The sequence below is a fragment of the Streptomyces sp. R35 genome, assembly GCF_041053035.1.
GTDB classification, from domain to species: domain Bacteria; phylum Actinomycetota; class Actinomycetes; order Streptomycetales; family Streptomycetaceae; genus Streptomyces; species Streptomyces lutosisoli.
On the sequence record NZ_CP163440.1, the window covers coordinates 4,729,500 to 4,754,580 of the forward strand.

At 70.0% G+C, this 25,081-nt stretch carries 22 protein-coding genes, 1 tRNA gene and 1 pseudogene; 6 read left to right on the plus strand and 18 right to left on the minus strand.

Translation table 11 applies throughout. The features are described from left to right. Window positions 1-18 precede the first annotated feature (18 nt). Window positions 19-1,518 (minus strand): recombinase family protein, encoded by a 1,500-nt coding sequence (locus tag AB5J50_RS21540; RefSeq protein WP_369260059.1) that lies wholly within the window; start codon window positions 1,516-1,518, stop codon window positions 19-21. Here AB5J50_RS21540 and AB5J50_RS21545 point away from each other — a divergent pair. Further along, window positions 1,493-1,615, plus strand: a pseudogene (locus tag AB5J50_RS21545) (EamA family transporter); the annotation flags it as partial. The gene AB5J50_RS21540 and the pseudogene AB5J50_RS21545 overlap by 26 nt on opposite strands. Window positions 1,616-1,685: 70 nt before the next feature. Here AB5J50_RS21545 and AB5J50_RS21550 read toward each other — a convergent pair. From AB5J50_RS21550 to AB5J50_RS21575, 6 genes are all read right to left on the minus strand, one after another. Next, window positions 1,686-2,846, minus strand: coding sequence for a serine hydrolase domain-containing protein (locus tag AB5J50_RS21550; RefSeq protein ID WP_369260060.1), 1,161 nt, complete (start codon window positions 2,844-2,846; stop codon window positions 1,686-1,688). 67 nt (window positions 2,847-2,913) lie between these two features. Beyond that, window positions 2,914-3,360 (minus strand): organic hydroperoxide resistance protein, encoded by a 447-nt coding sequence (locus AB5J50_RS21555; RefSeq protein WP_327429366.1) that lies wholly within the window; start codon window positions 3,358-3,360, stop codon window positions 2,914-2,916. Between the two features lie 295 nt (window positions 3,361-3,655). Further along, window positions 3,656-4,126, minus strand: coding sequence for a MarR family transcriptional regulator (locus AB5J50_RS21560; protein ID WP_327429367.1), 471 nt, complete (start codon window positions 4,124-4,126; stop codon window positions 3,656-3,658). Further along, window positions 4,123-4,881 carry an energy-coupling factor ABC transporter ATP-binding protein gene (locus AB5J50_RS21565; protein WP_369260061.1) on the minus strand — a complete coding sequence of 253 codons (759 nt, stop codon included), beginning with the start codon at window positions 4,879-4,881 and terminating at the stop codon, window positions 4,123-4,125. Before AB5J50_RS21565 ends, AB5J50_RS21560 begins: the two co-directional genes overlap by 4 nt. After that, window positions 4,869-5,630, minus strand: a complete 762-nt coding sequence (gene cbiQ / locus AB5J50_RS21570; protein WP_369247217.1) for a cobalt ECF transporter T component CbiQ — start codon at window positions 5,628-5,630, stop codon at window positions 4,869-4,871. The genes AB5J50_RS21565 and cbiQ overlap by 13 nt, the downstream gene beginning before the upstream one ends. A 1-nt stretch (window position 5,631) precedes the next feature. After that, window positions 5,632-6,681, minus strand: coding sequence for an energy-coupling factor ABC transporter permease (locus tag AB5J50_RS21575; protein WP_369260062.1), 1,050 nt, complete (start codon window positions 6,679-6,681; stop codon window positions 5,632-5,634). A gap of 179 nt (window positions 6,682-6,860) precedes the next feature. Between AB5J50_RS21575 and AB5J50_RS21580 the strand changes: the two genes are divergently transcribed. After that, window positions 6,861-7,217, plus strand: a complete 357-nt coding sequence (locus tag AB5J50_RS21580) for an SsgA family sporulation/cell division regulator (RefSeq protein WP_327429371.1) — start codon at window positions 6,861-6,863, stop codon at window positions 7,215-7,217. Between the two features lie 83 nt (window positions 7,218-7,300). On the opposite strand, the gene AB5J50_RS21585 is transcribed toward AB5J50_RS21580, so the two are convergent. Together AB5J50_RS21585 and AB5J50_RS21590 are read right to left on the minus strand one after the other, a co-directional pair. Further along, window positions 7,301-9,520, minus strand: coding sequence for an MMPL family transporter (locus AB5J50_RS21585; protein WP_369260063.1), 2,220 nt, complete (start codon window positions 9,518-9,520; stop codon window positions 7,301-7,303). A 146-nt stretch (window positions 9,521-9,666) separates the two neighbouring features. Next, window positions 9,667-10,254 carry a TetR/AcrR family transcriptional regulator gene (locus tag AB5J50_RS21590; protein WP_369260064.1) on the minus strand — a complete coding sequence of 196 codons (588 nt, stop codon included), beginning with the start codon at window positions 10,252-10,254 and terminating at the stop codon, window positions 9,667-9,669. A 605-nt stretch (window positions 10,255-10,859) separates the two neighbouring features. Here AB5J50_RS21590 and AB5J50_RS21595 point away from each other — a divergent pair. Then, window positions 10,860-14,114, plus strand: a complete 3,255-nt coding sequence (locus tag AB5J50_RS21595) for a S41 family peptidase (protein WP_369265473.1) — start codon at window positions 10,860-10,862, stop codon at window positions 14,112-14,114. Window positions 14,115-14,201: 87 nt separating this feature from the next. On the opposite strand, the gene AB5J50_RS21600 is transcribed toward AB5J50_RS21595, so the two are convergent. The 4 genes from AB5J50_RS21600 to AB5J50_RS21615 all read right to left on the minus strand — a co-directional run bounded on the left by AB5J50_RS21600 (window position 14,202) and on the right by AB5J50_RS21615 (window position 17,960). Beyond that, complete coding sequence (locus AB5J50_RS21600) at window positions 14,202-14,441, minus strand: hypothetical protein (protein ID WP_369260065.1); 240 nt, start codon at window positions 14,439-14,441, stop codon at window positions 14,202-14,204. Window positions 14,442-14,551: 110 nt separating this feature from the next. Beyond that, window positions 14,552-15,436, minus strand: a complete 885-nt coding sequence (locus AB5J50_RS21605; RefSeq protein WP_369260066.1) for an SDR family oxidoreductase — start codon at window positions 15,434-15,436, stop codon at window positions 14,552-14,554. Then, window positions 15,433-16,395: an alpha/beta fold hydrolase gene (locus AB5J50_RS21610; RefSeq protein WP_369260067.1), complete on the minus strand. Its 963-nt coding sequence runs from the start codon at window positions 16,393-16,395 to the stop codon at window positions 15,433-15,435. Before AB5J50_RS21610 ends, AB5J50_RS21605 begins: the two co-directional genes overlap by 4 nt. Then, window positions 16,392-17,960 carry a flavin-containing monooxygenase gene (locus AB5J50_RS21615; protein ID WP_369260068.1) on the minus strand — a complete coding sequence of 523 codons (1,569 nt, stop codon included), beginning with the start codon at window positions 17,958-17,960 and terminating at the stop codon, window positions 16,392-16,394. The genes AB5J50_RS21610 and AB5J50_RS21615 overlap by 4 nt, the downstream gene beginning before the upstream one ends. Before the next feature lie 253 nt (window positions 17,961-18,213). On the opposite strand from AB5J50_RS21615, the gene AB5J50_RS21620 reads away from it, so the two are divergent. Together AB5J50_RS21620 and AB5J50_RS21625 are read left to right on the plus strand one after the other, a co-directional pair. Next, window positions 18,214-18,843 carry a MerR family transcriptional regulator gene (locus AB5J50_RS21620; RefSeq protein ID WP_369265474.1) on the plus strand — a complete coding sequence of 210 codons (630 nt, stop codon included), beginning with the start codon at window positions 18,214-18,216 and terminating at the stop codon, window positions 18,841-18,843. Between the two features lie 296 nt (window positions 18,844-19,139). Next, window positions 19,140-20,264 (plus strand): recombinase family protein, encoded by a 1,125-nt coding sequence (locus AB5J50_RS21625; protein WP_369260069.1) that lies wholly within the window; start codon window positions 19,140-19,142, stop codon window positions 20,262-20,264. 49 nt (window positions 20,265-20,313) lie between these two features. Here the strand turns inward: AB5J50_RS21625 and AB5J50_RS21630 are convergent, their stop codons facing one another. Beyond that, complete coding sequence (locus tag AB5J50_RS21630) at window positions 20,314-21,117, minus strand: exodeoxyribonuclease III (RefSeq protein WP_369260070.1); 804 nt, start codon at window positions 21,115-21,117, stop codon at window positions 20,314-20,316. A 58-nt stretch (window positions 21,118-21,175) separates the two neighbouring features. On the opposite strand from AB5J50_RS21630, the gene AB5J50_RS21635 reads away from it, so the two are divergent. Next, window positions 21,176-21,652, plus strand: a complete 477-nt coding sequence (locus AB5J50_RS21635) for a GNAT family N-acetyltransferase (protein WP_369260071.1) — start codon at window positions 21,176-21,178, stop codon at window positions 21,650-21,652. A 116-nt stretch (window positions 21,653-21,768) separates the two neighbouring features. Here AB5J50_RS21635 and AB5J50_RS21640 read toward each other — a convergent pair whose 3' ends face one another. From AB5J50_RS21640 to glpR, 4 genes are all read right to left on the minus strand, one after another. After that, window positions 21,769-21,957, minus strand: coding sequence for a hypothetical protein (locus AB5J50_RS21640; RefSeq protein WP_369260072.1), 189 nt, complete (start codon window positions 21,955-21,957; stop codon window positions 21,769-21,771). Between the two features lie 31 nt (window positions 21,958-21,988). After that, the gene (locus AB5J50_RS21645; protein WP_369260073.1) at window positions 21,989-23,239 is read right to left on the minus strand and encodes an MFS transporter; all 1,251 of its coding nucleotides are present in this window, start codon (window positions 23,237-23,239) and stop codon (window positions 21,989-21,991) included. Between the two features lie 382 nt (window positions 23,240-23,621). Beyond that, window positions 23,622-23,695, minus strand: a tRNA-Ala gene (locus AB5J50_RS21650). Window positions 23,696-23,791: 96 nt separating this feature from the next. Next, the gene (gene glpR, locus AB5J50_RS21655) at window positions 23,792-25,060 is read right to left on the minus strand and encodes a gephyrin-like molybdotransferase receptor GlpR (protein WP_369260074.1); all 1,269 of its coding nucleotides are present in this window, start codon (window positions 25,058-25,060) and stop codon (window positions 23,792-23,794) included. Window positions 25,061-25,081: the final 21 nt, after the last annotated feature.

Genomic DNA, 25,081 nt, shown 5'->3' on the forward strand with positions numbered 1-25,081 from the left:
TATGCGCGACCGGAGAGGTTAGTCCAGCGGGTTCGGCTTGATCTCCACCCGGTCGGTGTCGAACCCCCTGCCCTTCCTCGTCGGCGGGCGGATGACCACGGCGGCGAAAAGGAACCGGTAGATCGCGTTCATGCGCGCGTAGTCCTCTTCCTTCTCCAACCTCTGCCAGTTGGTTTCAGCGTCCGGCCCGGCGATGCCTTCCAGGACGGCGACCGGCCTCTTCACCGTCTTCCGCTGGCGCTCCTTCATCCGCTTGAGTACGACGGCGCGCATGGCGTGGAACTCGGCGGTCGTGAAGTCGTCATCTGTGAGCCACAGCTGTTTCAGTTCCTCCAGCTTCGCCCGGTCCTTCTCGTCCGCGAGAACATCGGATTCGGGGCGCGTGGTCGCGGCGGGCTCATAGCCGGAGGTGTCCAACTTGGTCAGGACCCTGATCGCGACATCTCGTGCGAAGGCTTCGAGAGGCACTGCGGACACGGATCGATCGCACTTCTGCTGATCGACGTCGTCGGCGCGAGTGCACCGGTAGTAGGCGTACCGACCGCTGTTCGTGCCGGCCATGCGAGCTCCGCACGCGCACGTGACCACTCCGCGCAGCACGTAGTACCGGGTCGGTCGCTTCTGCTGGTCCCTGGCTTGCGCGGCCCGGTACTCCTTGAACCGCTGAACCTCCTCCCACTGGCCGCGATCGATGATGGCGGGCCACGCGCCGGTTCCCACCTCCTCGCCCTGGTGGATCCGGACACCCGCCACGAAGTTGGACGACAGCAGATGGCGGACGTTCTCCGGCTGCCACGTCTTGCCCTTGGACGTCGTCACTCCCCGCGCGGTCAGGTCCTGGGCAATGCCCAAGGGGGACTCACCGTCCAGATACCGCCGAAAGACCTCGCGGACGATCTCCGCTTCTTCCTCGATGATGGCCTGACCGTTGCCCGTGTAGCCGTAGGGACGATTGCCCACGTGCGGCTTGCCTTCACGAGCCTTGTCCTTGAGGGCGTCCTTCAGCCGTCGTGACGAGTCGTCGGAGGAGCGGCAGGCGTGGGCCACTTCGATACGAAGGATGAACCGGTCGTCGGGGTCCGACAGGTCGCGCCGGTTCGCCTCGCCGTGCAGGAGTACGCGCTTGTCGTCGGCTATCGAGAGAAGCTCTTCGAGGTCCTTGGGCTGCCGCATGAGGCGGTCGGGGTGGTAGACGATGACGTGCCGGATCTCCCCTTCCCCCATCGCCCTCAACATCTCTTCCCACCCGGGCCGCTTGCGGTTGCGCTGCCATGCCGAACGGTTGTTGTCCACGTAGACGTGGCTCGCCTCGACACGGAGCTCAAGCCGTTCGGCGATCTCCCGACAGATGCGTTCCTGTCGGTCGACTCCGGTCTGATCCTCATCCTTGGTGTGGGAGATCCGGCAGTAGATCGCCGCGGGCTCGCCCGGCGTGATGGTGGCCTTGGCTAACTTCGATCGACTCATGGAAATACTGTATGAGCCCGGTATGACATCGATCATCGTCGGCGCGGCCATCGGGGCGGTGTTCTTCAAGGAACGGTTCGGGGCGCCGCGGATCGCGGCGGCGGGGCTGCTGGTGGTGGGGATCGGGCTGATGCTGCACGCGGGTTAGCGAGTCAGCGGGGTAGCGGGGTGGCGCGGGAGCCGTCGCGACCCGCCCCGGGCCCCGCCCCCTCCTCCGGCTACGCGTCGATCGCCGTCCGTACCGCCCGTACCAGCGCCTGCGCCCGTGCGTCCGCCGTCACGCTCTTGCGGAAGCCGTTGGTCACGTACCCGAGGGCGATTCCCGACTCGGGGTCGGCGAAGCCGAGGGCGCCGCCGCGGCCGGGGTGGCCGAAGGAGCCCGGGGAGAGCAGGGGCGAGGCCGTGCCGTGGAGCATGTAGCCGAGGCCGAAGCGGGTGTTGACGACCAGGACGCGGTCGGGGCCTGCGGACCGTTCCGCGCGGGCCTGTTCGACGGTGTCCGGCGTGAACAGCCGTACGCCGTCGACCTCTCCGATCAGCGCGGCGTAGAAGCGGGCCAGGCCCTCGGCCGTGGCGATGCCGTTGGAGGCGGGCAGGACCGCCGCCAGGTACGCCGGGTCGTTCTCGTCGGGCATCGGGGTGATCGCGGCGAAGGCACGGCGGGTGAGGCTGTCCGGATCCGCGTACGCCTCGGAGACCGCCCGCTTCGGCCGGGTCTTCAGGCCGCCCGGCGCCGCCGGGGCCTCGATCTGCGCGACCCGCCCCACCCGGCCCGTCTCCGCCGCCGGCAGCCCGACCCACAGATCCAGCCCCAGCGGCCCCGCGATCTCGTCCGCGATCCACTCACCGATCGAGCGCCCGGTCACCCGCCGGACCAGCTCACCGGTCAGCCAGCTGTACGTCTGCGCGTGATAGCCGTGGTCCGCGCCCGGCTCCCACACCGGCGCCTGCGCGGCCACCGTCGCGGCCGCCAGGCCGGGGTCCGCGGCCTCGGCGAGGGTGAGCGGACGGTCGAGAACGGGCACCCCGGCCCGGTGCGCGAGCAGATGCCGGACGAGCGTCCGTTCCTTGCCCGCCGCCTTGTACTCCGGCCAGTAGCGGCCGACCGGAGCGTCCAGGTCGAGTTCCCCGCGCTGGGCGAGCATCAGGAGTACGGCGGCGGCGACGCCCTTGGTCGCCGAGCGCACGATCTGCGCGGTGCCGTGCCGCCAGGGCTCGGTGCCGTCGACGTCCCGCGTGCCGGCCCACAGGTCCACGACCTTGTGCCCGTCGCGGTACACGGTGACGGCGGCGCCCCGGTCCCCGAGCACCTCGAAGTTGCGTACGAACGCTTCCCCGACCGGCTCGAAGCCCTCGGCCACTGTGCCGTTCACGTCCACGCCCGCGCTCCTTGTCGCCTCACCTGTGCCAACGGTGGGTGCAACACGCACGTACCGGCGTCGATTCCTAGCCCAGCAGGATCGTGACCTCGATGTTGCCGCGGGTGGCGTTCGAGTACGGGCAGACTTCGTGGGCCGCGTCCACGAGCTTCGTCGCGACGTCCTGGTCGACGACGGGGAGCGACACGCTCAGAGCGACCGCGAGGCCGTAGCCGCGCTGCTTGTTCGGGCCGATCCCGACCTTCGCGGCGACCGTGGAGCCGGAGAGATCGAACCCGGCGCGGCGGCCCACCAGCACCAGCGCGTTATGGAAGCAGGCGCTGTAACCGGCCGCGAACAACTGCTCCGGGTTCGTGCCGTTGCCGTCGCCACCGAGCGCGGGCGGCATCGCGACCTTCAGCTCCAGCTGGCCGTCCTGACTGGTCACATAGCCGTCCCGGCCACCGTGCGCGGTGGCCTCGGCGACGTACATGATCTTCGTCGGGCGGGTGTCGACAACGGTGCCATCGATCACGGCAGGACCTCCCCCAGGGCGTACAACACGACGGGCACAACGGCGGGTACAGCAGCAGGTGCGACTGCGGACAAAACGGCACGCAACACAGAAGTGTGCAAGTACATCGTGCACAAGGTACCCGCCGGTACGGAGGTCTGTATTACCAGGGGGCAGAAACCGTGGGTAACCCGCGACGGGGCGGCGTCCGGGGGCGGCCGCGCGCCCGGCGGTCGCCGCACAAGCCCGGCGTGTGGGTCCCGGATCTCGCGGGCTTTTGGTCGCGCACGCCAGCGCGAAGCAGGTTGCGCGCGCCTCAACGCCCCCGCGCCGCCGCCCCCTCCGCGCACTCCGCCAAGCGCCACAGCTCCTCCCGGAGGCGCGCGACGTCGGCGCCGTTCACTCCGGTGGCCGTCAGCAGCGCCTCCGGCACGGTCTCCGCGCGCTCCTTGAGCAGCTCGCCGCGCCCGGTGAGCGCGACGAGCACGGAGCGTTCGTCGTGCGCCGAGCGCTCACGGCGCACGAGCCCCGCGGACTCGAGCCGCTTGAGCAGCGGCGACACCGTGCCGTAGTCGAGGTGCAGCGCGGTCGCCAGTTCCTTGACCGTGGTCTCGCCGCGCTCCCAGAGGACCAGCAGGACGAGGTACTGCGGGTAGGTGAGACCGAGTTCCTCCAGCAGCGGGCGGTACGCGGCCGTCACCGCGCGCTGGGCGGCGTACAGCGCGAAGCACAGCTGGTCGTCGAGCAGCAGCGACCCGGTCGGCCCGACGTCCTCTTGTTCTGTCACGCGCCCATTGTCACGGAGCGCGGGTCGAAGCCGAAGGGGAGCTCCAGACGGTGGGTGCGCATGAGGGCGTCGTCGGAGAGGAGTTCGCCGGTCTTGCCGTCGGCCGCGATCACGCCGTCGCTCAGGACGAGCGACCGGGGGCACAGTTCGAGGGCGTACGGCAGGTCGTGCGTGACCATGAGGACGGTGACGTCCAAGGACCGCAGGATGTCGGCGAGTTCGCGCCGCGAGGCGGGGTCGAGGTTGGAAGAGGGTTCGTCGAGGACCAGGATCTCCGGCTCCATCGCCAGGACCGTCGCGACCGCCACCCGGCGCCGCTGCCCGAAGGACAGATGGTGCGGGGGCCGGTCGGTGAAGGCCTCCATGCCGACCTGTTCCAGGGCGGTCCGGACACGTTCCTCCAGCTCGGCGCCCTTCATCCCCGCCGCGGCCGGGCCGAAGGCGACGTCCTCGCGCACGGTCGGCATGAACAGCTGGTCGTCGGGGTCCTGGAAGACGATGCCGACCTTGCGCCGGATCTCCGCCATGTGCCGCTTGCCGACCGGGAGTCCGGCCACCGTGACGGTTCCGGTGCCGCCGCTCAGGATGCCGTTGAGGTGCAGGACGAGGGTGGTCTTGCCGGCGCCGTTCGGGCCGAGCAGCGCGACGCGTTCGCCGCGCGCGACACGGAAGTCGACGCCGAAGAGGGCCTGGTGCCCGTCGGGGTAGGCGAAGGCGAGGCCGGAGACCTCCAGAGAAGCGGTCACAGTGTCCATCCCAGAAGACATACGACAAGGGCGGCGAACGGGAGGGCGAGGGCGTACGACCACTGCGCCCGGGACGCGGTCACCTCGTCGATGACCGGCATCGAGCCGGCGTACCCCCGGCTCACCATGGCGAGATGCACGCGCTCTCCGCGCTCGTAGGAGCGGATGAACAGCGCGCCCGCCGACTTCGCGAGCACCCCCCAGTGCCGTACGCCCCTGGCCTCGAACCCGCGCGACTCCCGCGCGATCCGCATCCGCCGCATCTCGTCCGTGATGACATCGCCGTACCGGATCATGAAGGAGGCGATCTGCACGAGGAGCGGCGGGAGTTTCAACCGCTGGAGACCGAGGAGCAGTTCACGCAGTTCGGTCGTCGAGGCCAGCAGGACGGACGCGGCGACGCCCAGCGTCCCCTTGGCGAGCACGTTCCACGCGCCCCACAGACCGTTCACGCTGAGCGACATGCCCAGCACGTCCACCCGCTCTCCCTCCGCCACGAACGGCATCAGCACCGCGAAGGCGACGAACGGGATCTCGATGAGCAGCCTCTTCAGGAGGAAACCCGCTGGTACGCGGGCCTTGTACGCCACCGTCGCGAGCAGCGCGGCGTACAGGGCGAACGCCCACATCGCCTCGCGCGGGGTGGAGACGACCACGACCACGAAGGCGAAGGCCGCGGCGAGTTTGGTGTGCGGCGGCAGGGCGTGCACGGGCGAGTGCCCGTGCCGGTACAGCTTGTGCGCGTGACCGGCGCCCACGTCAGACGCCCTCGGGGAGGGAGGCGGGCGAGGTGTCGGCCGTACGGCGCCTGCGGATCGCCCAGAACACGCCGGTGCCCGCGACGATCGTGACGCCGACGCCGATCACGCCCGCGAGACCGCCGGAGATCCGGGCGTCGGAGACGTCCTTGACGCCGTATCCGGCGAGCGGGGAGTCCTCGGTGGCGTGCTGCTCGGCCTTCTGGTCGATGCCCTTGTCCTTGGCGACCTTCTCCAGGCCGTCGGGGCTGGCGGAGGCGTAGAAGCTGACGAACCCGGCGAGCACGAGCGAGGCGACGAGGCCGGTGATCCACACCTTGCGGTGCGAGGAGCGGGCGGCGACGGGGACGGCGGCCGTGGGCGCGTCGACGAGCTCCCCGTTCACACGCAGCTTGAGCCGCTGCTGGAGGCCGCGTGCGCCGTACACGAGATCGGGTCGTACGGCGATGACGGCGCCGACCGTGAGCGCGGTGATCGCGGCCTCGCCGATGCCGATGAGGACGTGCACGCCGATCATGGCCGTGGCGACCTTGGAGATCGCGACGTCGGTGGTGCCGCCGATCGCGTAGATGAGGGTGAAGGCGAGGGCGGCGGCCGGGACCGACAGCAGCGCGGAGACGAAGGCGGCGACGGTGATGGAGCGCCGCTTGCGGGGCAGCATCTTCACCAGGCCGCGGAAGAGGGCGTAGGAGACGACCGTGGTGACGAGCGCCATGTCGGTGATGTTGACGCCGAGCGCGGTGAGGCCGCCGTCCGCGAAGAGGATGCCCTGCATCAGCAGGACGACCGAGACGCAGAGGACCCCGGTGAAGGGGCCGACGAGTATCGCCGCCAGGGCGCCGCCGAGCAGATGTCCGCTGGTCCCGGCGGCAACCGGGAAGTTCAGCATCTGTACGGCGAAGATGAAGGCGGCGACCAGGCCGGCGAGCGGCGCGGTCTTCTCGTCGAGTTCGCGGCGGGCGCCGCGCAGGCTCACGGCGATGGCACCGGCGGCGACCGCTCCGGTGACCGCGGAGACCGGGGCGTTGATGAATCCGTCAGGCACATGCACCGTTCGATCATAGTGCCTTGTTGCGAATGACTTGCAAGAGCGAAAGGCCTACGAACAGCACGTGAGAGGCATTCAGTCGCCGCGGACCGTCCGAGAGCGGTTTCCGTGAAATGTGCGACATTGGAAAGGTGACGGATTCACAACTTCCGCACAGGTAACGCAGCGTAAGGAGTCGGTTCATGTACGCCGTCGAACAGTACGCACGTGCCCATATCGTCACCGACACCGCCGACTCCCCGGACGACGAGCGCCGAGTCGTCCCCGTCGCCCTTCGCTACGACCCCGAGACCGATCCCCGTCAGGTGCACATCACGCTGCCCGGCCCCCATGAGTGGGTCTTCGCCCGCGAGCTGCTGGAGCAGGGGCTGCGGGTGCCGGTCAGCAAGGGCGGCGTGCGCGTCTGGCCGCTCGGCCGGGTGCAGGCGGTCATGGAGTTCCACTCGGCACAAGGGGTGGCGGTCGTGCAGGTCGACTCGAAAGCCCTGATGCGCTTCCTGCGTCGTACGTACACGGTCGCCACCCCAGTGGCTCACTGAACTCGGTGTGAACCAGGGCCAGTCCTTCGGATCAGCCTTCGGACCATCCGTCGGATCAGCCCTGGGCCAAGGACCTGGAGGAGCTAGACCCGGGCCAGCTCCCGGTCGTCGTCCTCGTCCTTCTTCCGCTGCGCGTCCAGCGCGCGCAGGCCCTCACCCTCGACGTCCACGTTCGGCAGGGCGCGGTCCAGCCACTTCGGCAGCCACCAGGCCTTCTTGCCGAGCAGCGCCAGGACGGCCGGGACGATCGCCATGCGCACGAGGAACGCGTCGAAGAAGACGGCGATCGCGAGGCCGAAGCCGATCATCTTGATCATCGACTCGCTGGAGCCGATGAAGCCGGAGAACACCGCGATCATGATGACGGCCGCCGCCGTGACGACCCGCGCGCCGTGCTTGAAGCCGGTCACGATCGCCTGGCTGGGCTTCTCGCCGTGGACGTACGCCTCGCGCATCCGGGTCACGAGGAAGACCTCGTAGTCCATGGCGAGACCGAAGACGACACCCACCATGAAGATCGGCATCATCGACATGATCGGGCCGGTCTCCTCGACGCCGAACAGGCTGGACAGCCAGCCCCACTGGAAGACCGCGACGACGGCGCCGAGCGCGGCCATCACCGAGAGCAGGAAGCCGAGGGCCGCCTTCAGCGGGACCAGGATCGAGCGGAAGACCACGATCAGGAGCAGGAAGGCCAGGCCGACCACCAGCGCGAGATACGGGATCAGCGCGTCGTTGAGCTTCTGCGAGAAGTCGATGTTCATCGCCGTGGTGCCGGTGACCAGCACGGTGGCGTCGGTGTCCGCCTTGATGTCGCCGCCCGCGTCACGGATGCCGTGGACCAGGTCCTCGGTCTTGACGGAGGACGGCTTGGACTTCGGGATGACCGTGATCGTCGCGGTGTCGCCGGCCTTGTTGAACGCCGCCGGGGTGACCGTCACGACGCCCTTGAGGTCCTTGATCTTGTCGGACACCTCGGTGGCGGCGCCCTTCGGGTCGTCGCTCGCCTTGGCGTCGACGACGACCATCAGCGGGCCGTTGAAGCCGGGCCCGAAGCCGTCCGACAGCAGGTCGTACGCGCGGCGCTGCGTGGTCGACACCGGCTGCGAACCGTCGTCGGGCAGGCCCAGTTCGAGCGAGCTCGCCGGGAGCGCGGCCGCGCCCAGGCCCACCACGCCGAGCAGCAGGACGGCGAGCGGACGGCGGACCACGAAGCTGGCCCAGCGGGTGCCCATGTTGGGCTTGCCGGCCTTCTTGGCGGCGCGGCCGCCGCCGAGCAGCTTGCTCTTCTGGCCGGCGGGCTGGACCTTGCGGCCCGCGTATCCGAGCAGGGCCGGGATCATCGTCAGCGCGATGAGTACGGCGATGGCGACCGTGCCCGCCGCCGCGACACCCATCTTCGTCAGCATCGGGATGTTGACGACCGAGAGGCCGACCAGCGCGATCACGACGGTCAGACCGGCGAAGACCACCGCGGAGCCCGCCGTGCCGACGGCCCGTCCGGCCGCTTCCTCGCGTTCACGGCCTTCGGCCAGTTCGGCGCGGTAGCGGGAGACGATGAACAGCGCGTAGTCGATGCCGACCGCGAGGCCGATCATCATCGCGAGCGTGGAGGTGGTGGTGCCGAGGTCGAGCGCGTTGGCCAGGGCGGTGATGGTGGAGACGCCGATGCCCACGCCGATCAGCGCGGTCAGCAGCGGCAGCCCGGCCGCGATCAGCGAACCGAAGGTGATGACGAGGACGACCGCGGCGATCGCGATACCGATGACCTCGGAGGATCCGGTCTCGGGCGTCGCCGTGAGCGCGTCACCGCCCACCTCGACGGTCAGCCCGGATGCCCGCGCGTCCTGCGCGGCCTCCTTCAGGGCGTCCTTCGAGGAGTCCTGCAACTCCATCCCGGAGACCTTGTACTTCACCGAGGCGTAGGCGACCGAGCCGTCCTTACTGACGGCCTTCGCCTTGAACGGGTCGGTGACGGAGGTGACTTCGGAACCGTCGCCGAGTGCCTTGACGGTCTTCTCGACGGCGGCCTTGTTGTCCTTGTCCGCCATCTTCTCGCCGCTGGGCGCCTTGAAGACGACGCGCGCGGTCGCTCCGTCGGCGCTCATGCCGGGGAAGCGCTGTTCCAGCAGGTCGAAGGCCTTCTGCGCCTCGGTGCCGGGGATCGAGAAGGAGGACGAGCCCGCGGTGGGCGCGGAGGCGGCGCCGACACCCGCGAGCGTCAGCAGTGCCACCCAGATCAGGGCGACGAAGTGCCGTCGCCTGAAGGCGAGTCGGCCGAGTTTGTAGAGGAACGTGGCCACGAGGGCGAACTCCCGGTCAGGTCGTGTGGATGGCAGGGGCTGGTGTGATCACCCGAGTGGGGGCAGAGGTGATCAGCCCGACGACGTGAGCGGTCGCGTCAGGTGCAGTTACAGGGATGTGCTGAGGAGTTTGAGGAGTTGAGGGTTCAGGCGCCGAGAGCGGGGAGGATCACGGCGTCGATGTACGAGGTGAGGAAGGCCTGGGTCGGCGGCTGTTGATCGATGATGCTGCGCACCGCGAAGGCGCCGACCAGCATGTGCAGCACGTATTCCCTGGCAGGGTTGTCGGCACGGATCTCACCCCGGTCGACGGCGCGCTGCAGCATCGCGCGCAGCTCCTCCTGCTCCGGCTCGATGATCAACTCACGGAAAGCGCGCAGGAGATCGGGGTTCCCGTGCACGGCCGTGGCCAGACCCCGCATCAACGCGGAGTTCTGCTCCATGTGGCAGTCGTCCTCGCGCCGTACGCTCGCGTGGAAGTCGCCCCGCAGGGACCCGGTGTCGACACTGCCGACGGGCGGCTTCTGATGCCGCAGCGCCTTGACGACGAGCTCGGCCTTGCCGCCCCACTGGCGGTAGAGGGTGGCCTTGCTGGACTTGGTGCGGGCGGCGACGGCGTCCATCGTCAGGGCGTCGTAGCCGACTTCCCGGAGCAGGTCGAGCACGGCCGCGTACAGCTCGGCCTCGCGCTCGGGCGTGATCCGACTGCGACGCACCGTTGCGGCTTCAGCCATCCCACTCACCTTCTTCTGCTCCGGACGACACGGTTTCGTACGACTCCGAAGATACCCCGAGAAGAAGCGAAACGAAACCGTTTCGTACGTGTCTTGTGTCACGCGAACGTTTTCACAAGCTGCCGGTGGCCTCACGAGCTGCCGGTGGCGGCGATTCACAAGTTGCCGGGGGTCGCTGAGCGGAAAAGCATAAGGAGGTGAGCGACGAGTACGAGAAGGCGACCAAGGACAAGCCGACGACGGACCGGGCGACCACGGACCGGGAGACGACGGGTCGGACGGGCACGGACCGGGAGACGACGGACCGGGAGGCGAGTGCGGACCGGGAGACGACAAACCGGCAGGCAAGTGCGGACCGGGCGGCGACGGACCGGGAAGCGAGTGCGGACCGGGCGGCGACGGACCGGGAAGCGAGTGCGGACCGGGCGGCGACGGACCGGGAAGCGAGTGCGGACCGGGCAACGAGTGCGGACCGGGAAGCGAGTGCGGACCGGGAAGCGAGTGCGGACCGGGCAACGAGTGCGGACCGGGAAGCGGCAGGCCAGGTAACCACCGCCCGGGCTGCCGGCGGCCGGGCGGCCGCCGGCAGCGGCGCGCCCGGATACCTGCGCTTCCCGCACCTCAGCGGCGACCTGCTCTGCTTCGCGGCCGAGGACGACCTGTGGGTGGCCCCCCTCGACGGGCCGGGCCGCGCCTGGCGCGTCACCGTGGACCGCACCAAGGTCGGCCACCCGCGCTTCTCGCCCGACGGCCGCCACATCGCGTACACGAGCTGGCGCAGCTTCGTGCCGGAGATCCATCTGGCGCCGGTGGACGGCGGTCCCGGCAAGCGGCTCACCTACTGGGGCAGCGCGGACACCCAGGTCTGCGGCTGGTCCCCCGACGGCGACATCCTCGCCGTCGCCTCGCACGGTCAGCCCTTCTCGTACTTCACCTGGGCCTACAAGGTCACCACCGACGGCGACCCCGGCGGCAAGATGCCCTGGGGCCCGGTCTCGCACATCGCGACCGCCGACATCGACGGCGAGCGCAAGACCCTGCTGCTCACCGGCACCCCGCCGCACGAACCGGCCGCCTGGAAGCGGTACCGGGGCGGGGCCATGGGCCGGCTCTGGCTGCACGGGCAGCAACTGGTCCCCGACCTCGAAGGCCACCTCGACTCCCCCATGTTCGTCGGCGGCCGGATCGCCTTCCTCTCCGACCACGAGGGCATCGGGAACCTGTACTCGTGCGCGTACGACGGCTCCGACCTGCGCCGCCACACCGACCACGACGCCTTCTACGCACGCCATGCCTCGTCGGACGGCACCCGTGTCGTCTACCAGTGCGCGGGCGACCTGTGGATCGTCGACGACCTGTCCCCGGAGTCGGTCCCGCGCCGTCTCGACGTGCGGCTCGGCGGGCCGCGCGCGGGACGCCGTACGTACCAGGTGCCGGCGACCCAGAACATCGACGGAATCTCGGTCGACGAGACGGGCCGGGCCAGCGCCGTCGTCGTACGCGGCAGTCTGTACTGGCTCACGCACCGGGACGGGCCCGCGCGCACCATCACGGACACCCCGGGCGTACGCGTCCGGCTCCCCGAGATGCTCGGCTCGGGCGGTCAGGTCGCCTACGTCACGGACGCGGAGGGCGAGGACGCCGTCGAGATCGCCTACCTCCCGCGCGCGACCGGCGACCGCGCACCGCGCCGCCTCGCCTCGGGTGAGCTCGGCCGCGTGCAGGAACTGGTGTCGGACCCGCAGGGCGAGCGCCTCGCGATCGCCGCGAACGACGGGCGCCTGCTCCTCCTCGACGCGACGGAGGAGTCTGGGGACACCTCCCGGACGGAGTCTGGGGGAGGGGAGGTCACGGAGCTCATTCGGTCCATCAACGGGCCGGTGCGTGATCTCGCCTTCTCGCCGGACGGGGCGTGGCTGACGTGGTCGCATCCGGGCATCGGGCGGTCGCTCAGGCAGATCAAGATGGCGCGGATAAAGGACCGCCTGATCGTCGACGTCACCAACGGGCGCTTCGAGGACGAGAACCCGGTGTTCACGCGGGACGGCCGGTATCTGGCCTTCCTGTCCTGGCGCGGCTTCGACCCGGTGTACGACGTGCACACCGGGGACCTGTCCTTCCCGCTGGGCTGCCGCCCGTATCTGGTGCCGCTGTCCTCCGCGACCCCCTCCCCCTTCGCACTGAACCCGGACGGCCGTCCGGTCGCCGGCGGTCTGGACCCGGTCGAGGAGGAGGCGGGCGAGGACGGCGGCGCCGCGACCGTCGAGCTCGAAGGCCTGGAGAGCCGGGTGACGCCCTTCCCGGTCACCGCCTCCAAGTACTCGGCGCTCCACCCGGTCGCGGGCGGCGGCCTGGTCTGGCTGCGCTGGCCGATCTCGGGCGCGCTGGGTGAGACCTTCGCCAACCCCGACGACACGACCGGGCGGCCGACGCTGGAGTTCTTCAACATCACCAAGGCGAAGAGGTCCGAACTCGTCGCGCATCTGGACTGGTTCGGGATCAGCGGCGACGGATCCCGGCTGGTGGTCGTGGACGAGGGCGACCTGCGCGCCGTCCCCTCCACCGAGTCCGGCGACAGCGACTCGACCGTCTGGATCGACCTGCGCCGCATCATCCACGAGGTGGACCCGCCCGCCGAATGGCGCCAGGCGTACGCGGAGGCCGGCCGCATCATCCGCGCCTACTTCTGGGAACCCGACATGTGCGGCATCGACTGGGACGCGGTCCTTGAGCAGTACCGGCCGCTGGTCGAACGGGTCGCCTCGCCGGACGAGTTCGCGGACCTGCTGCGCGAGGTGCTGGGCGAACTGGGCACCTCGCACGCGTACGTCACCCCGGCCCGCCGCAACGAGGGCCCGGCCCACTATCAGCGCTGGCAGGGCCTGCTGGGCGCCAACCTGGTACGCCGTGACGGCAGTTGGATGCTCAAGCGGATCCTCCCCGGCGACTCGTCCGACTCCAAGGCCCGCTCTCCCCTGGCCGGTACGGGGATCCGCGAGGGCGCGGTGCTCACCCACGTCGACGGGCGTCCGGTGCACCCGGTCACGGGCCCGTACCCGTTGCTGGCGGGCGCGGGCGGTACGACGGTGGAGCTGACGTTCACCCCGGCGGAGGGCGAGGGCCCGTCGAGGCGGGTCGCGGTGGTCCCGCTGATCGACGAACGGCCACTGAGGTACCAGGACTGGGTGGCCAAACGCCGCGAAGTCGTACGGAAGTTGAGCGGCGGCCACTGCGGCTATCTGCACATCCCGGACATGGGCGGCTCGGGCTGGGCGCAGTTCAACCGCGACCTGCGCATGGAGGTCTCGCGCCCCGCCCTGATCGTCGACGTGCGCGGCAACGCGGGCGGCCACATCAGCGAGCTCGTCGTCGAGAAGCTGACCCGCAAGATCCTGGGCTGGGACCTGACGCGCAACGCCCAGCCGGTGTCGTACGCGTCGAACGCGCCGCGCGGCCCGGTGGTCGCCCTCGCGGACGAGGCGACGTCGTCGGACGGCGACATGATCACGGCCGCCTTCAAGCTCCTGAAACTCGGCCCGGTCGTCGGCCAGCGCACCTGGGGCGGCGTCGTCGGCATGACCGGCCGCCACCGCCTCGGCGACGGCACGGTGATCACGGTCCCCATGAACGCGGCCTGGTTCGACGCGTACGGCTGGACCGTCGAAAACCGCGGCGTCTCCCCCGACTTGGAGATCCTCCGCACCCCCCTGGACTGGGCGGAGGGCCGCCACGCCCAGCTCGACGACGCGATCCAGCTGGCCCTGGAGCTGCTGAGCAACCAGCCGGCCGCGTCTCCTCCGGACTACTCGTACGTTCCGGACAGGACGAGACCGAAACTGCCACCGAGGTCGGCGGGTTAGCCGATCCGGAGAAGAGCGGTAACAGCAAGAAGCGGGGCGCCCTCTTGAGAGAGGGCGCCCCACTCCGGCGCAAGCCAAGTGCAACGATCAGACGTCGTAGTCCTGGTCGAAGCGCTCCTGGGCCTCGCGCTGAGTGCGCTCCGCGTCCTGCATGGAACGGTCACGCCCCTGCGGGGTGCGCTCGCCCTGCGGGGTGCGCTCGCCCTGGGGGGTGCGCTCGCCCTGGGGGGTGCGCTCGCTCCCGCCCTTGGGGTCGCCCATCTTCTTCTTCTTGGCCTGCTGCTTCAGCTGCTCGGCCTTGTCCTTGAACTGGTCCTGCATGCCCATGAGATTTCACTCCCGTTGTGGGTGAGGGGGATCGGGGCTCGACCAGACTTACACGCAGGGACACAGCACGCATTTCGATCAGTAACTCACAGTGAGCAACAACGGATCACTCACTGCGAAGACCCTTGCCGCTCCTGCTCATCGGCCGCCCCGCCGGCCCCGACCAACCCGGTACGCACACTCGCCAGCCGAGGCTCGAACCGTCGCATCTCCCGCTGCCCGACCGCCCCGATGATCCCGGGCAGATAGCCACGGACGCCCTGCATCCCCCGCAGCCACCACTGCGCGTACACATGACTCGACCGCCGCTCGATCCCCGCCACGATCCGGTCGACGGCCGGCCCCAGCGGATACGTCTTGTTGGACGGCCACGGCAGCCGCTCCCTCAACTCGCGCATCACCTCGTCCTGGTCGGCGCCCCGCACCATGTCCGTGTCGGTCCACGACAGATACCCGACCCCCACGCGCACGCCCTTGTAGCCGACCTCGGCGCGCAGACTGTGCGCGTACGCCTCCACGCCCGACTTGGACGCGCAGTACGCCGTCATCATGGGAGCGGGAGTGATCGCGGCCAGCGACGCGATCTGGAGCAGGTAGCCCCGGCTCTCCGTCAGCGCCGGCAGAAACGCCCGCGCCGTCACCGCCGACCCGATCAGATTCACCTCGATCACCCGCCGCCAGGCGACGGGGTCGGAGTCGACGAACGGCCCACCGCTGGCGACCCCGGCGTTCGCGACGACGATGTCGACCTTCCCGAACCGCTGCTTGACCTCCTCGGCGACCCGCGCCATCGCCTCATGGTCGGTGACATCGGCGTACCAGTGGTCGCTGTCGCTGTGCAGCCGCTCCGAGACCTGCTTGAGCGCGTCCGCCTCCAGTCCGACGAGCGCTACCTTCGCGCCCCGCGCGGACAGCTTGCGCGCCAGGAGCTCGCCGACACCGCGCGCCGCCCCCGTGACAACCGCGACCTGCCCTTCCAGGCTCACCCTGCTCATGCGCCCTCCTTGATCTCTACGGCTTGTGCGGCCGCTGCGGCTTCTTTCGCTTGGGCGGCGTGCGTGTACGTGGTGACGAGTTCGCGTATGCGGGAGGTCACGAGCTCGGGCGCCTCCACCGGCGTCATGTGCCCGAGCCCCGGCAGCTCGGTGACACCGACACAGTGCGGCAGCGCCGCCACGAGGGCGCGCGCGTGCACGACGGGCGTCAACCGGTCCGCCGTCCCCACGACGACCGCCGTCGGCACCTTCAACTCCCGTACACCGTGATCGAGATCGAGCATCTCAAGGACGACCGACCAGGCGTGGCGCACCTTGCGCGGACAGGCGTGCACGATCCGCGCGCACGCCTCCACCATTCCGGGCGACGAACCGGGGCCCATGGTCGCGTACTTGAGGATCCGGCGGGCGACCGGCGTGACCGGCCCGAGCGGGGCGCGCGATCCGAGCACGGACTTGGTGATACGGGTCCGCAGCCGCCCGGCGCGCAAAGGCACAACGCGCGCCTCCGCGACCAACCGCGAGCTCCCCGTACTGCACAGCAGCGCGGCCGCCGCGTGCTCCCGGAAACGCGCCCTCGTCGAGGCCGCCATGAGCGTCATCCCACCCATGGAGTGCCCCACGAGCACAGCCTTCTCACCCGGCGCGAGCGTCGCGGCAAGCACCGCCTCCAGGTCGTCGGCGAGCGCCTCCGTGCTGCACGTGGCGCTCGCGGGGCTGCGCCCGTGTCCGCGCTGGTCGTACGCGATGACCCGGTGGTCGGCGGCCAGGTCCCGTATCTGCGCCGCCCAGAAGGCGGTCGAGCAGGTCCAGCCGTGCGCGAGGACGACGGGGGGCGCGTTCTCGGGCCCGTGCACCTCGACGTGCAGACGCGCACCGTCGGCGGAGACTGCGGTCAGCTCGCGCGCCGGCGCGGGCGGCGCGTACGCCCCGTGCGCCACATGCATCAGTCGGCTCATGCCCCGGCCTCCGCCTTCTTCTTACGCGTGTTCTTCGTCCGCGACGAGGACGCGGACTCGGTTGCAGGCTCGGTTACGGGCTCGGTTACGGGCTCCGGCGCGCGCAGGACTTCGTACTCCCCGAGGTCCACACGCCGTGTGGCCGTGCGGAACTCGCTCGTCGTGCCCGGCCAGATGGTGGTGTTCACGCCGTTGGCGTCGAGGTACCAGCTGTTGCAGCCGCCGGTGTTCCACACCGTGCGCTTCATGCGCTCCTGCACCTTGTGGTTCCAGGCGTCCACGGCGCCGGGGCGCGCGTCGAGGGCCGCACGCCCCCCGAGTACCTCCAACTGCCTTACGAAGTCGGCCATGTAGTTCAGCTGGGACTCGATCATCAGGATCATCGACGAGTTCCCGAGACCGGTGTTGGGCCCGATGATCGTCATCCAGTTGGGGAAGCCGGCCGCGGTGGCGCCGCGCAGCGACTTCATGCCGGTCCGCCACACCTCGGCGAGCGTTTTGCCCTCCGCCCCGACGACCCGCTCCGCGATCGGCATGTCGGTGACGTGGAAGCCCGTACCGAAGACGATCGCGTCGACCTCGGCGGTGCTGCCGTCGGCGGCGACGAGGGTGGAGCCGTCGATCTCGGCGAGCCCGGAGGCCACCACGTCGACATTCGGCCGGGTGAGCGCCGGGTAGTACGCGTTGGACAGCAGGATCCGCTTGCAGCCGATCCGGTAGTCCGGCGTGAGCTTGGCCCTCAGCGCCGGGTCCTTGACGGCGCGCGCCATGTTCCGCTTGGCCAGTTGCTCGACCATGCCGAGCTCGTTGGGCCGCTTGGTGAACGCCTGGACCTGCAACTCCCGGATGCCCCACAGAAGCCCGCGCCGCGCCTGCGTCGTGAACGGCAGCTGCCGGTGCAGCCACCGCTCGGCGCCACTGATGGCCCGGTCGACGCGCGGCATCACCCACGGCGGAGTGCGCTGGAAGAGGGTCAGCCTGTCGACCTCCGGCTGGATCGACGGCACGATCTGGATGGCCGAGGCCCCCGTGCCGATCATCGCGACGCGCTTTCCGCGCAGGTCGTAGTCGTGGTCCCAGCGCGCGGAGTGGAAGACCTTGCCGGGGAAGGTGTCGATCCCCGGGATGTCCGGGATCTTGGGGTCGGACAGCGGACCGGTGGCGGAGACGACCACATCCGCCGTGAGGAACCCGCTACTGGTCTCGATCCCCCAGCGCAGCTTCTCCGCGTCCCAGGTCATCATCTTGACCTCGGAGTTGAAGCGCAGGTGCGACCGCAACCGGAAGACGTCCGCGACGTGCTCCAGGTACGCGCGGATGTGCTCCTGCCCGGAGAAGGTGCGCGGCCAGTCGGGGTTGGGCGCGAACGAGAACGAGTACAAGTGGGACGGTACGTCGCAGGCGCACCCGGGGTAGCTGTTGTCCCGCCACGTGCCGCCCACGCTGCCGGCCCGCTCCAGGACGACGAAGTCGGTGACCCCTTCACGGCGCAGCCGCACGGCGGCCCCCAGACCGCCGAAGCCGGACCCGATCACCGCCACTCGTACATGCTCGTGCTCGGTCATCCCGACGCCTCCCTAGCCGCACGACCCTGCCAGTGAACACTGGCGCAATGGGGAGAGTAGAGCAGCCGCGTACTGATGGGTAGGGGTCGCGACCGGGAAAGTTACCGGGGGTACGACGTAGGGTGCGCACGTGGCCGAGGGATCAGGAAAGCGGGGCGCGAAGGCGCGGGGGCGCGCGAGCGCGGCGCGTGACCAGAGCGCGGGGGCGCGCGAGCACGGCAGTACGGCGGAGCCCGGCAAGCGCGAGTACCGGATGGAGGAGCTGGCCGAGGAGGCCGGCATCACCGTGCGCACCCTGCGCTTCTACCGGGAGCGCAAACTCATCCCGCCGCCCCGGCGCGAGGGCCGTATCGCCTGGTACGACGACACGCACCTCACGCGCCTGCGCACGATCTCTGCGCTCCTGGAACGCGGCCACACCCTCAGCGGCATCGCCGAGCTCGCCGAGGCCTTCGACCACGGCCGCGACGTGGGCGAACTGCTCGGCCTGGGCGAACCCACCGAGGAGACCCCCGTCCGCATCTCCCCCGAGGAACTCGCCGACGTCTTCGCGGGCCAGGCGACCCCGGAGAACCTCGCCGCCGCCCTCGATCTCGGCTACCTCGCCACCGACGGCGGCGAGATCGTCCACATCAGCCGGCGCCTGCTCGACGTCTCGGCCGCCCTCGTCCGCGAGGGCATCCCGCTCGCGGACGTCCTGAAGACCGCCCGGCGCGTACGCGATCACGCCGACGCGCTCGCCGAACTCTTCACCACCCTCGTCCTCACCGAGGACCGCACGACCGAGGACCTCCAGCGGCTGCGCCCGCTCGCGAAGAGCGTGGTGGAGGCGGAACTGTCGATGGCGCTGGACCGACGGCTCAACCGACGACAGGGAACTTGAGTGCCCGCTCTCGGGTGGGGGCCTCGCGGCCGAACCGTCAGAGAGATCCAGAACCCGTTCCCTGAAGGTTCACACCATCGAGGTACTTTCCGGTCATCGCAAGACAGACATCCGTTCGCACTTCGAGAGTGGGGCCAAAGAACCCCGGCAGCTGTCCCACCAGCCCCGGGGCGTGGCCGACACTTTCGAGGAGTGCCGGCTTGTCCAAGCCTGGTTCCACACAGGCTCCGCCTACTTCGTCTTCCGCCAGGCAACAGGGCGCCATCGCTGCCCTGCGCCTCAGCCACCTGACCCGTGTGACCACGTCGCCCGGTCGACAGCACGCCGCAATCCACCTCTGCGCCGAACAGCTCGGTTTCACTCTGATCGGCGAGGCATCGGACCTTGGCGTCTCAGCCCGCAGGACGTCCCCGTTCGAGAGGCCGTCCCTGTCGTCCTGGTTGCGTCGGCCCCAGGAGTACGACGCCGTCATGTGGTCTCACGTGGACCGTGCCGTGCGATCCGTGGCAGACATGGTCGAGTTGATCGCTTGGGGGCGTCGGCACGACAGGACACTCGTCTTCGGAATGCCCGAGGCGGACCACCCGCTGACAGTCGCACCGCAGGCGGACAGCGCCGTCATCCGGCGGTGCATGGACCTGGCCCACGCCGCCGAACAAGAAACCCGCACCATTTCCACCCGCCTCACCGACAGCCACGAAGCGCTGCGTGCGGCCGGTCGCTACGGAGGAGGCCTGGTGCCTTTTGGTTACCGAAAGGCACCGCACCCGTCCGGTAGCGGATGGTGCTTGGCTCCGGACCCCGAGACCACCGCCGTTGTCCGCATGATCGTGAATGAAGTGCACGCGGGGCTCTCTCTGGTAGCCATCGCACGCAAACTCAACGAGACGGATGTACTGGTCCCGCGTGACCGCCACGCCCAGCTCCAAGGACGTCCATCGGGCGGCCGACGCCACGAACGCGACTTCGAACGCTTCCGCTGGACGTCCGGAACCCTGTCCAAAGTGCTGCGCAGCCCGTCACTGATGGGCCATCGCATACACCAGTCCCAAACCGTGCGCGACGTCGAGGGTGCGCCTGTGCTGATCGGTCCACCACTGCTCACCGAGGACGAGTTCCGCACCCTGCAAGACGTCCTGCTTGAGCGCTCCAACGGCACTCGTCGCAAGCGTCGCACGACAACGTCCCTGCTCACCGGGGTGGCGCACTGCGCAGGCTGCGGGGGACGCATGTACTTCGCAGCGCGGAAGGGATATCCGTACGGTGACTACGTGTGTCGCGCTACGGCCCGGGGCGAGGTGTGCCCCGGGCCCGTCGGCATGCGCTCGGACTGGCTTGAGGACTACACGGTCGACCGCTACCTTCAGGCGGTCACTGGCGAGGCCGAAGTCACCCGAGAGAACGCACAGCGAGTCGACTGAGGCCTCGGCGGGCGGGGCGTGCCGATCGGGGCGGCACGCCCCGCGCCCGTCAGGACTCGAAGACCACAGTCACAGGAGCATGGTCCGACCACCGCTCCTCATGACTGGCGGCCCGCTCCACAACCCCCTTGACGGCACGCCCCGCGAGCCCGGCCGTCGCGACGGCCAGGTCGATCCTCCACCCTGCGTCGTTGTCGAATGCCCTGCCCCGGTACGACCACCACGAGTACGGCCCTTCGACATCGGGATACAGAGCCCGCACAACGTCGACGTATCCGCCGTCGTCGTCCGCGAAGACCCTCCCCAGCCACTCCCGCTCCTCGGGCAGGAAGCCGGAGTTCTTCTTGTTCGCCTTCCAGTTCTTGAGGTCGGCCTCACGGTGGGCGATGTTCCAGTCGCCGCAGACGATCACCTCGCGCCCGTCGGCGGCGGCCCGCACACGCAGCACCTTCAGATAGTCGAGGAACTCCGCCATGAACCGGTACTTCTCGTCCTGCCGCTCCGTCCCGACCTCACCGGAGGGCAGATACAGGCTGGCGACGGTGACACCGGGCAGGTCGGCCTCGACGTACCGCCCGCTGGAGTCGAACTCCTCGGAGCCGAACCCGACCCGCACGCGATCGGGCTCGCGGCGCGTATAGAGGGACACACCGGCACGCCCCTTGGCGGCCGCGGGAGCGTGCACGACATGCCAGCCCTCGGGCGCGCGCACCTCGTCGGGCAGTTGCCCGGGCTCGGCCCGCACCTCTTGGAGGCACAGCACATCCGCGGAGGTCCCCGCGAGCCACTCCACGAAACCCTTCTTCGCGGCGGCCCGGAGCCCATTCACATTCACAGAGGTAACAGTCAGCACCAGGGCACGATACTTAACCCCTACCCCCCATCCCACGCATAGATGTACGGTTCATCGCATGAATATCCGCCGGGTCCCCTTCGACCACCCCGACGCCGTCAAGCTCAACGACCAGGTGCAGGCCGAATACGCCGAGCGCTACGAGGACGAGGGCGACGCCACGCACCTCGACGCGTCGATGTTCGCCCCACCACTCGGCCTCTACCTCATCGCGTACGACGAGTGGGACCGCCCCGTAGCCACGGGCGGCTGGCGCACCCAGGATGAGAACGACGAGGGGTACTCGGACGGCGACGCCGAGCTCAAGCGCATGTACGTGATCCCCGAGGCCCGCGGTCTCGGCCTCGCCCGGCGCATGCTCGCCGCCCTGGAGACCGACGCCCGCACGGCCGGCCGCACCCGCATGGTCCTGGAGACCGGCTCCAAGCAGCCCGAGGCGGTCGCCCTCTACGCGTCGAGCGGCTACTTGCCCTGCCCCAAGTTCGGCCACTACCGCTTCCACGAACTGAGCCTCTGTTACGCCAAGTCGCTCTAGCGGGTCGGTAGCAGCGCTCCTGATGACCGCGCGCCGGTCCGTCCCAAGCTCGACGGGCCGTCCCACACTCGACGGGCCGTCCTTGCTCAGCAACTGCAGCCATCGCTGCTCGGCAACTACCGCTTCTGTGCCCGGTAATGCTTGAGGAGAGCCGTGATCCTCTCGTTGCGCGCCGCCCCGTTGAGCTCGGTCAGCAACTCGTCCGGACAAAGCTCGTAGAGATCGCCCCACCAACGGCGCCCCGTGTTGTCCCAGATCCGATAGCCACCCGGCACCCCTCTGGCCACGTAACGTCTCCTGCTCACGGTCCCCCTCCCCGGCTTCCACCGTAAGCGCTCACTTCCCGGTGTCGGCCTGATCATTTCCCGTGAGGCGGTTGACGCGGTAGACGTCGGGGACGCAGAGGTTGAGGACGGCAGCGGCGGCGATGAGTCCCGCGCACGCCATGAGCACGGTCCGGTTGTCCCAGGCGTGGGCCGCGAGAGCGGTGATGAGGTAGCCGAGGGGGATCGCGAGGCGCTCCCCCACGCTGTTGAACGCACTCATGCGCCCCATTTCGGCTTGGGGCACGTGCTGCTGGAAGGCGGTGGTCCACGCGACGATCGCGACGTCGAGCCCGACGCCCGCGAGCAGGGCGGCCAGGAGCACGCCGGGCAGTGGCAGGCCCCATCCCAAGGCGGTCAGGGGAAGGAGTAGCGCCGAACTGGCCACGACCGCCACGGTCAGCAGCCGGTACGGCCTCCAGCGCAGGCACACCAGTGTCCCGGCCAGCAGCCCGGCAGCGAAGGCCGCCTGAACCAGCCCCCAGTCACGCGCGCCGCCGTACCGTTCGGCGGCCACGACGGGCCCAAGGAGCTGGAAGCCCGCCAGCCAGGCGGCAACGAGAACGGTTCCGGCGGCCGTGTAGGTCCACAGCCAGGTGCGTGACCAGAAGCCGGTCCATCCTGCCCGCAGATCGCCCAGCGCGCTTCCGGCGGTGAAGGGAGCGTCCAGGCGCAGGCCGAGCAGCAGGAGGGCCGCGGCGACGAAGGTGAGCGCGTCCCAGGCCAGGGCCCAGGACGGGCCGCCGGCTGCCACGACGAGTCCGCCGATGACGGGGCCGAGCACCCTGATGGCGTTGCTCGGGAGTCTGAGCAGGGCATTGGCCTGTTGCAGCTGCTCCGTGGGAACGATCTGGGCGACGGCGCCCTGGGCGGCGGGCACGGTGAAGGCCACGGCGGTTCCCGAGGCGAAACCGCAGACGGCAATGGCGACTGTCGTCGCGTGGCCGGTGGCCACGATCGCGGCCAGTACGCCCTGCGCGACGGCTGCCAGCAGGTTGCCGAGGAACAGGATCCGGCTGCGGGACAGACGGTCCGCGAGGACTCCGCCCGCGAGGAGGAAGGCGATCGTGGGGACGGTGTTCGTGGCCAGCACCAGGCCGAGGGCCCCCGTCCCCCCGCCCTGCTCGATCACGGAGTAGGCCAGTGCCAGGGGCGCCATGGCGGATCCGGTTGCCGAGATCAGATTCGCCAGCACGAATCGCCGGAACGCCGCGCCCCTGAGGGGCGCCGTACGCATCGTCGGTACATCTGCCCCGGTCTTCATGGTCTCCCTTGTGCTCGGCGCGGCGAGGACCCTAGTGCGGTGCACGCCTCCCGAGGCACCGCTCCACGATCGAAGTGGCGCGTATCCACCGGTCTTTGGCGGGCAACGGGCGCAAGGGGTCCAACTTGCCGGTGGAGCGCCATCGACCACACGAAGTCGTCGCGCCGCAGGCAGTACTGGCTGTAGGCGACGTGCCGAGCATCCGCGGTGCATCGCGCGCAGCACATGCGACGCATCCTGCCGGACGGCACTGACACTGCCTTCACGCCCAGGAGTTGGATACGTTCCGCTGCGCCCAGGAAAACCAAAGATCCCGCCCGATCAAAAGATCGGACGGGATCTCGTCAACTGTCCCCGAGATAACTCAAGAACAGCTGCTGCGTGGACCTGAGGGGATTCGAACCCCTGGCCCCCTCGATGCGAACGAGGTGCGCTACCGGACTGCGCCACAGGCCCTTGCAACGAGTGAAACTCTAGCATCCTCATCGAGGTGCTCGGAAATCCGTTCCTGGCTGGTCAGCCAGGGGCTCCCGGGCCCCGTCGTCCCACCCGTCACTCGTTGGCCGCGCGCGGCCGTCCCCCGTCCTCGTACTGGTCGAAGAGCGGCGTGCGACCGCGCTCGCGGGCGCGCCGGGCCGACGCGGCGCGACGCGCGTCACTACGACCGTCGTCGGTGGTCTCCGCGCCGTCGGGCTGCTCCTCGGCGACCATGTCCGCCTCCGGCGCGCTCGGCTCCACGGCGCTGGACCGCGCGGAGCTCCACGCGTCGGGCGCCCCCAGGTCGACGCTGGGCGTGGCCCGGGGCGCGACCGGCGCGGTCACGTACGTCGGCAGCGGAACCGGCACCGGATCCCAGCTGTCGCCCCGGCCGGGCCCGCGCTGGCGCTCGCGCTGCTGGTCGACCCACTCCGCGTGGTCGGTCTGCTCGACGAGCGCGCGGCGGTCGGCCGCGAGCGCGGAGAGGCCGGGGTCGGTCTCCGGCTCTGGTCCCTCGTCCGGCTCGTCGGCCCCGGGGTCGAGGGTCGGCCGCCGGCGCGGCTGCCGCTCACGCAGCCGCTGCGCCGCGGCCTCGGCCCGGCGCCGGTCCATGGTGTAGGTGAAGCGCCGCTTCTCCTGGGCGCGCAGGTAGACGATGTACGCACTCAGCATCACGGCGGGCACGCCGGGGGCCCACAGGAACGCGAGCCCGCCCACGGCTGCCACGATCGCGCCGAGCGTGAAGGCGAGGAAGATCATCACCGTCGTACGCCGCCGGCGCGCGAGCACCTTCGAGCGCCGGGCGCGCGCTGCGGCCTCCGCCGAAGAACCACGCCGCGCGCCCGGCACCTGCCGGGACGCGGAGTTGGAGGGCGCTTGGGGCGCGGACTTGGCCGACGGCTTCGGCGCCGGCTTGGCCGACTGCTGCGGTACGGGCCTGGCGGCGCCCGGGGCCTCGTGTGCGCCCCCCTGTCTGACGGCCGCCTGGGGTGCCGGCTCCGGCTGTGCCGGGGATGGCGGCTGAACCCGCTCCTGCACTTGCGGCCGGTGCTGGGCCTGCGCCTGGGGCCGGGTCGGGGGCATGGCGAAGGCCCGGACGTCCACCGAATCGGTGACGCCGTCCGGGTCGGCGCTGGACTCCCCCTCGTCGGCGGAGCGCGCCCGCAGGTCCTTGGCGTATCGGCGCTCCATACCCGCCCGTCCGGACAGCAGCCGGATGGCGGTGCTGAAGCGTTCCGTCGGACGGGCTTCGTTCAGCTCGTCCTGCCTACGGAGCCACATCGGCACCAAGTAGGCGGCCCAGGCCCCGACGATGACTGCGTAGATGAGGCCGCTGCTGCTCACGCCTCACACGGTAGAGGGGTT

Excerpts from the sequence above, each read along its gene's own strand:
- AB5J50_RS21540 (WP_369260059.1), bottom strand. The coding sequence starts at position 1,518 with ATGGCCGCGCCGACGATGATCGATGTCATACCGGGCTCATACAGTATT.
- AB5J50_RS21565 (WP_369260061.1), bottom strand. The coding sequence starts at position 4,881 with ATGGACACTGTGACCGCTTCTCTGGAGGTCTCCGGCCTCGCCTTCGCC.
- AB5J50_RS21580 (WP_327429371.1), top strand. The coding sequence starts at position 6,861 with ATGTACGCCGTCGAACAGTACGCACGTGCCCATATCGTCACCGACACC.
- AB5J50_RS21590 (WP_369260064.1), bottom strand. The coding sequence starts at position 10,254 with ATGGCTGAAGCCGCAACGGTGCGTCGCAGTCGGATCACGCCCGAGCGC.
- AB5J50_RS21600 (WP_369260065.1), bottom strand. The coding sequence starts at position 14,441 with ATGGGCATGCAGGACCAGTTCAAGGACAAGGCCGAGCAGCTGAAGCAG.
- AB5J50_RS21605 (WP_369260066.1), bottom strand. The coding sequence starts at position 15,436 with ATGAGCAGGGTGAGCCTGGAAGGGCAGGTCGCGGTTGTCACGGGGGCG.
- AB5J50_RS21610 (WP_369260067.1), bottom strand. The coding sequence starts at position 16,395 with ATGAGCCGACTGATGCATGTGGCGCACGGGGCGTACGCGCCGCCCGCG.
- AB5J50_RS21615 (WP_369260068.1), bottom strand. The coding sequence starts at position 17,960 with ATGACCGAGCACGAGCATGTACGAGTGGCGGTGATCGGGTCCGGCTTC.
- AB5J50_RS21620 (WP_369265474.1), top strand. The coding sequence starts at position 18,214 with ATGGAGGAGCTGGCCGAGGAGGCCGGCATCACCGTGCGCACCCTGCGC.
- AB5J50_RS21635 (WP_369260071.1), top strand. The coding sequence starts at position 21,176 with ATGAATATCCGCCGGGTCCCCTTCGACCACCCCGACGCCGTCAAGCTC.
- AB5J50_RS21645 (WP_369260073.1), bottom strand. The coding sequence starts at position 23,239 with ATGAAGACCGGGGCAGATGTACCGACGATGCGTACGGCGCCCCTCAGG.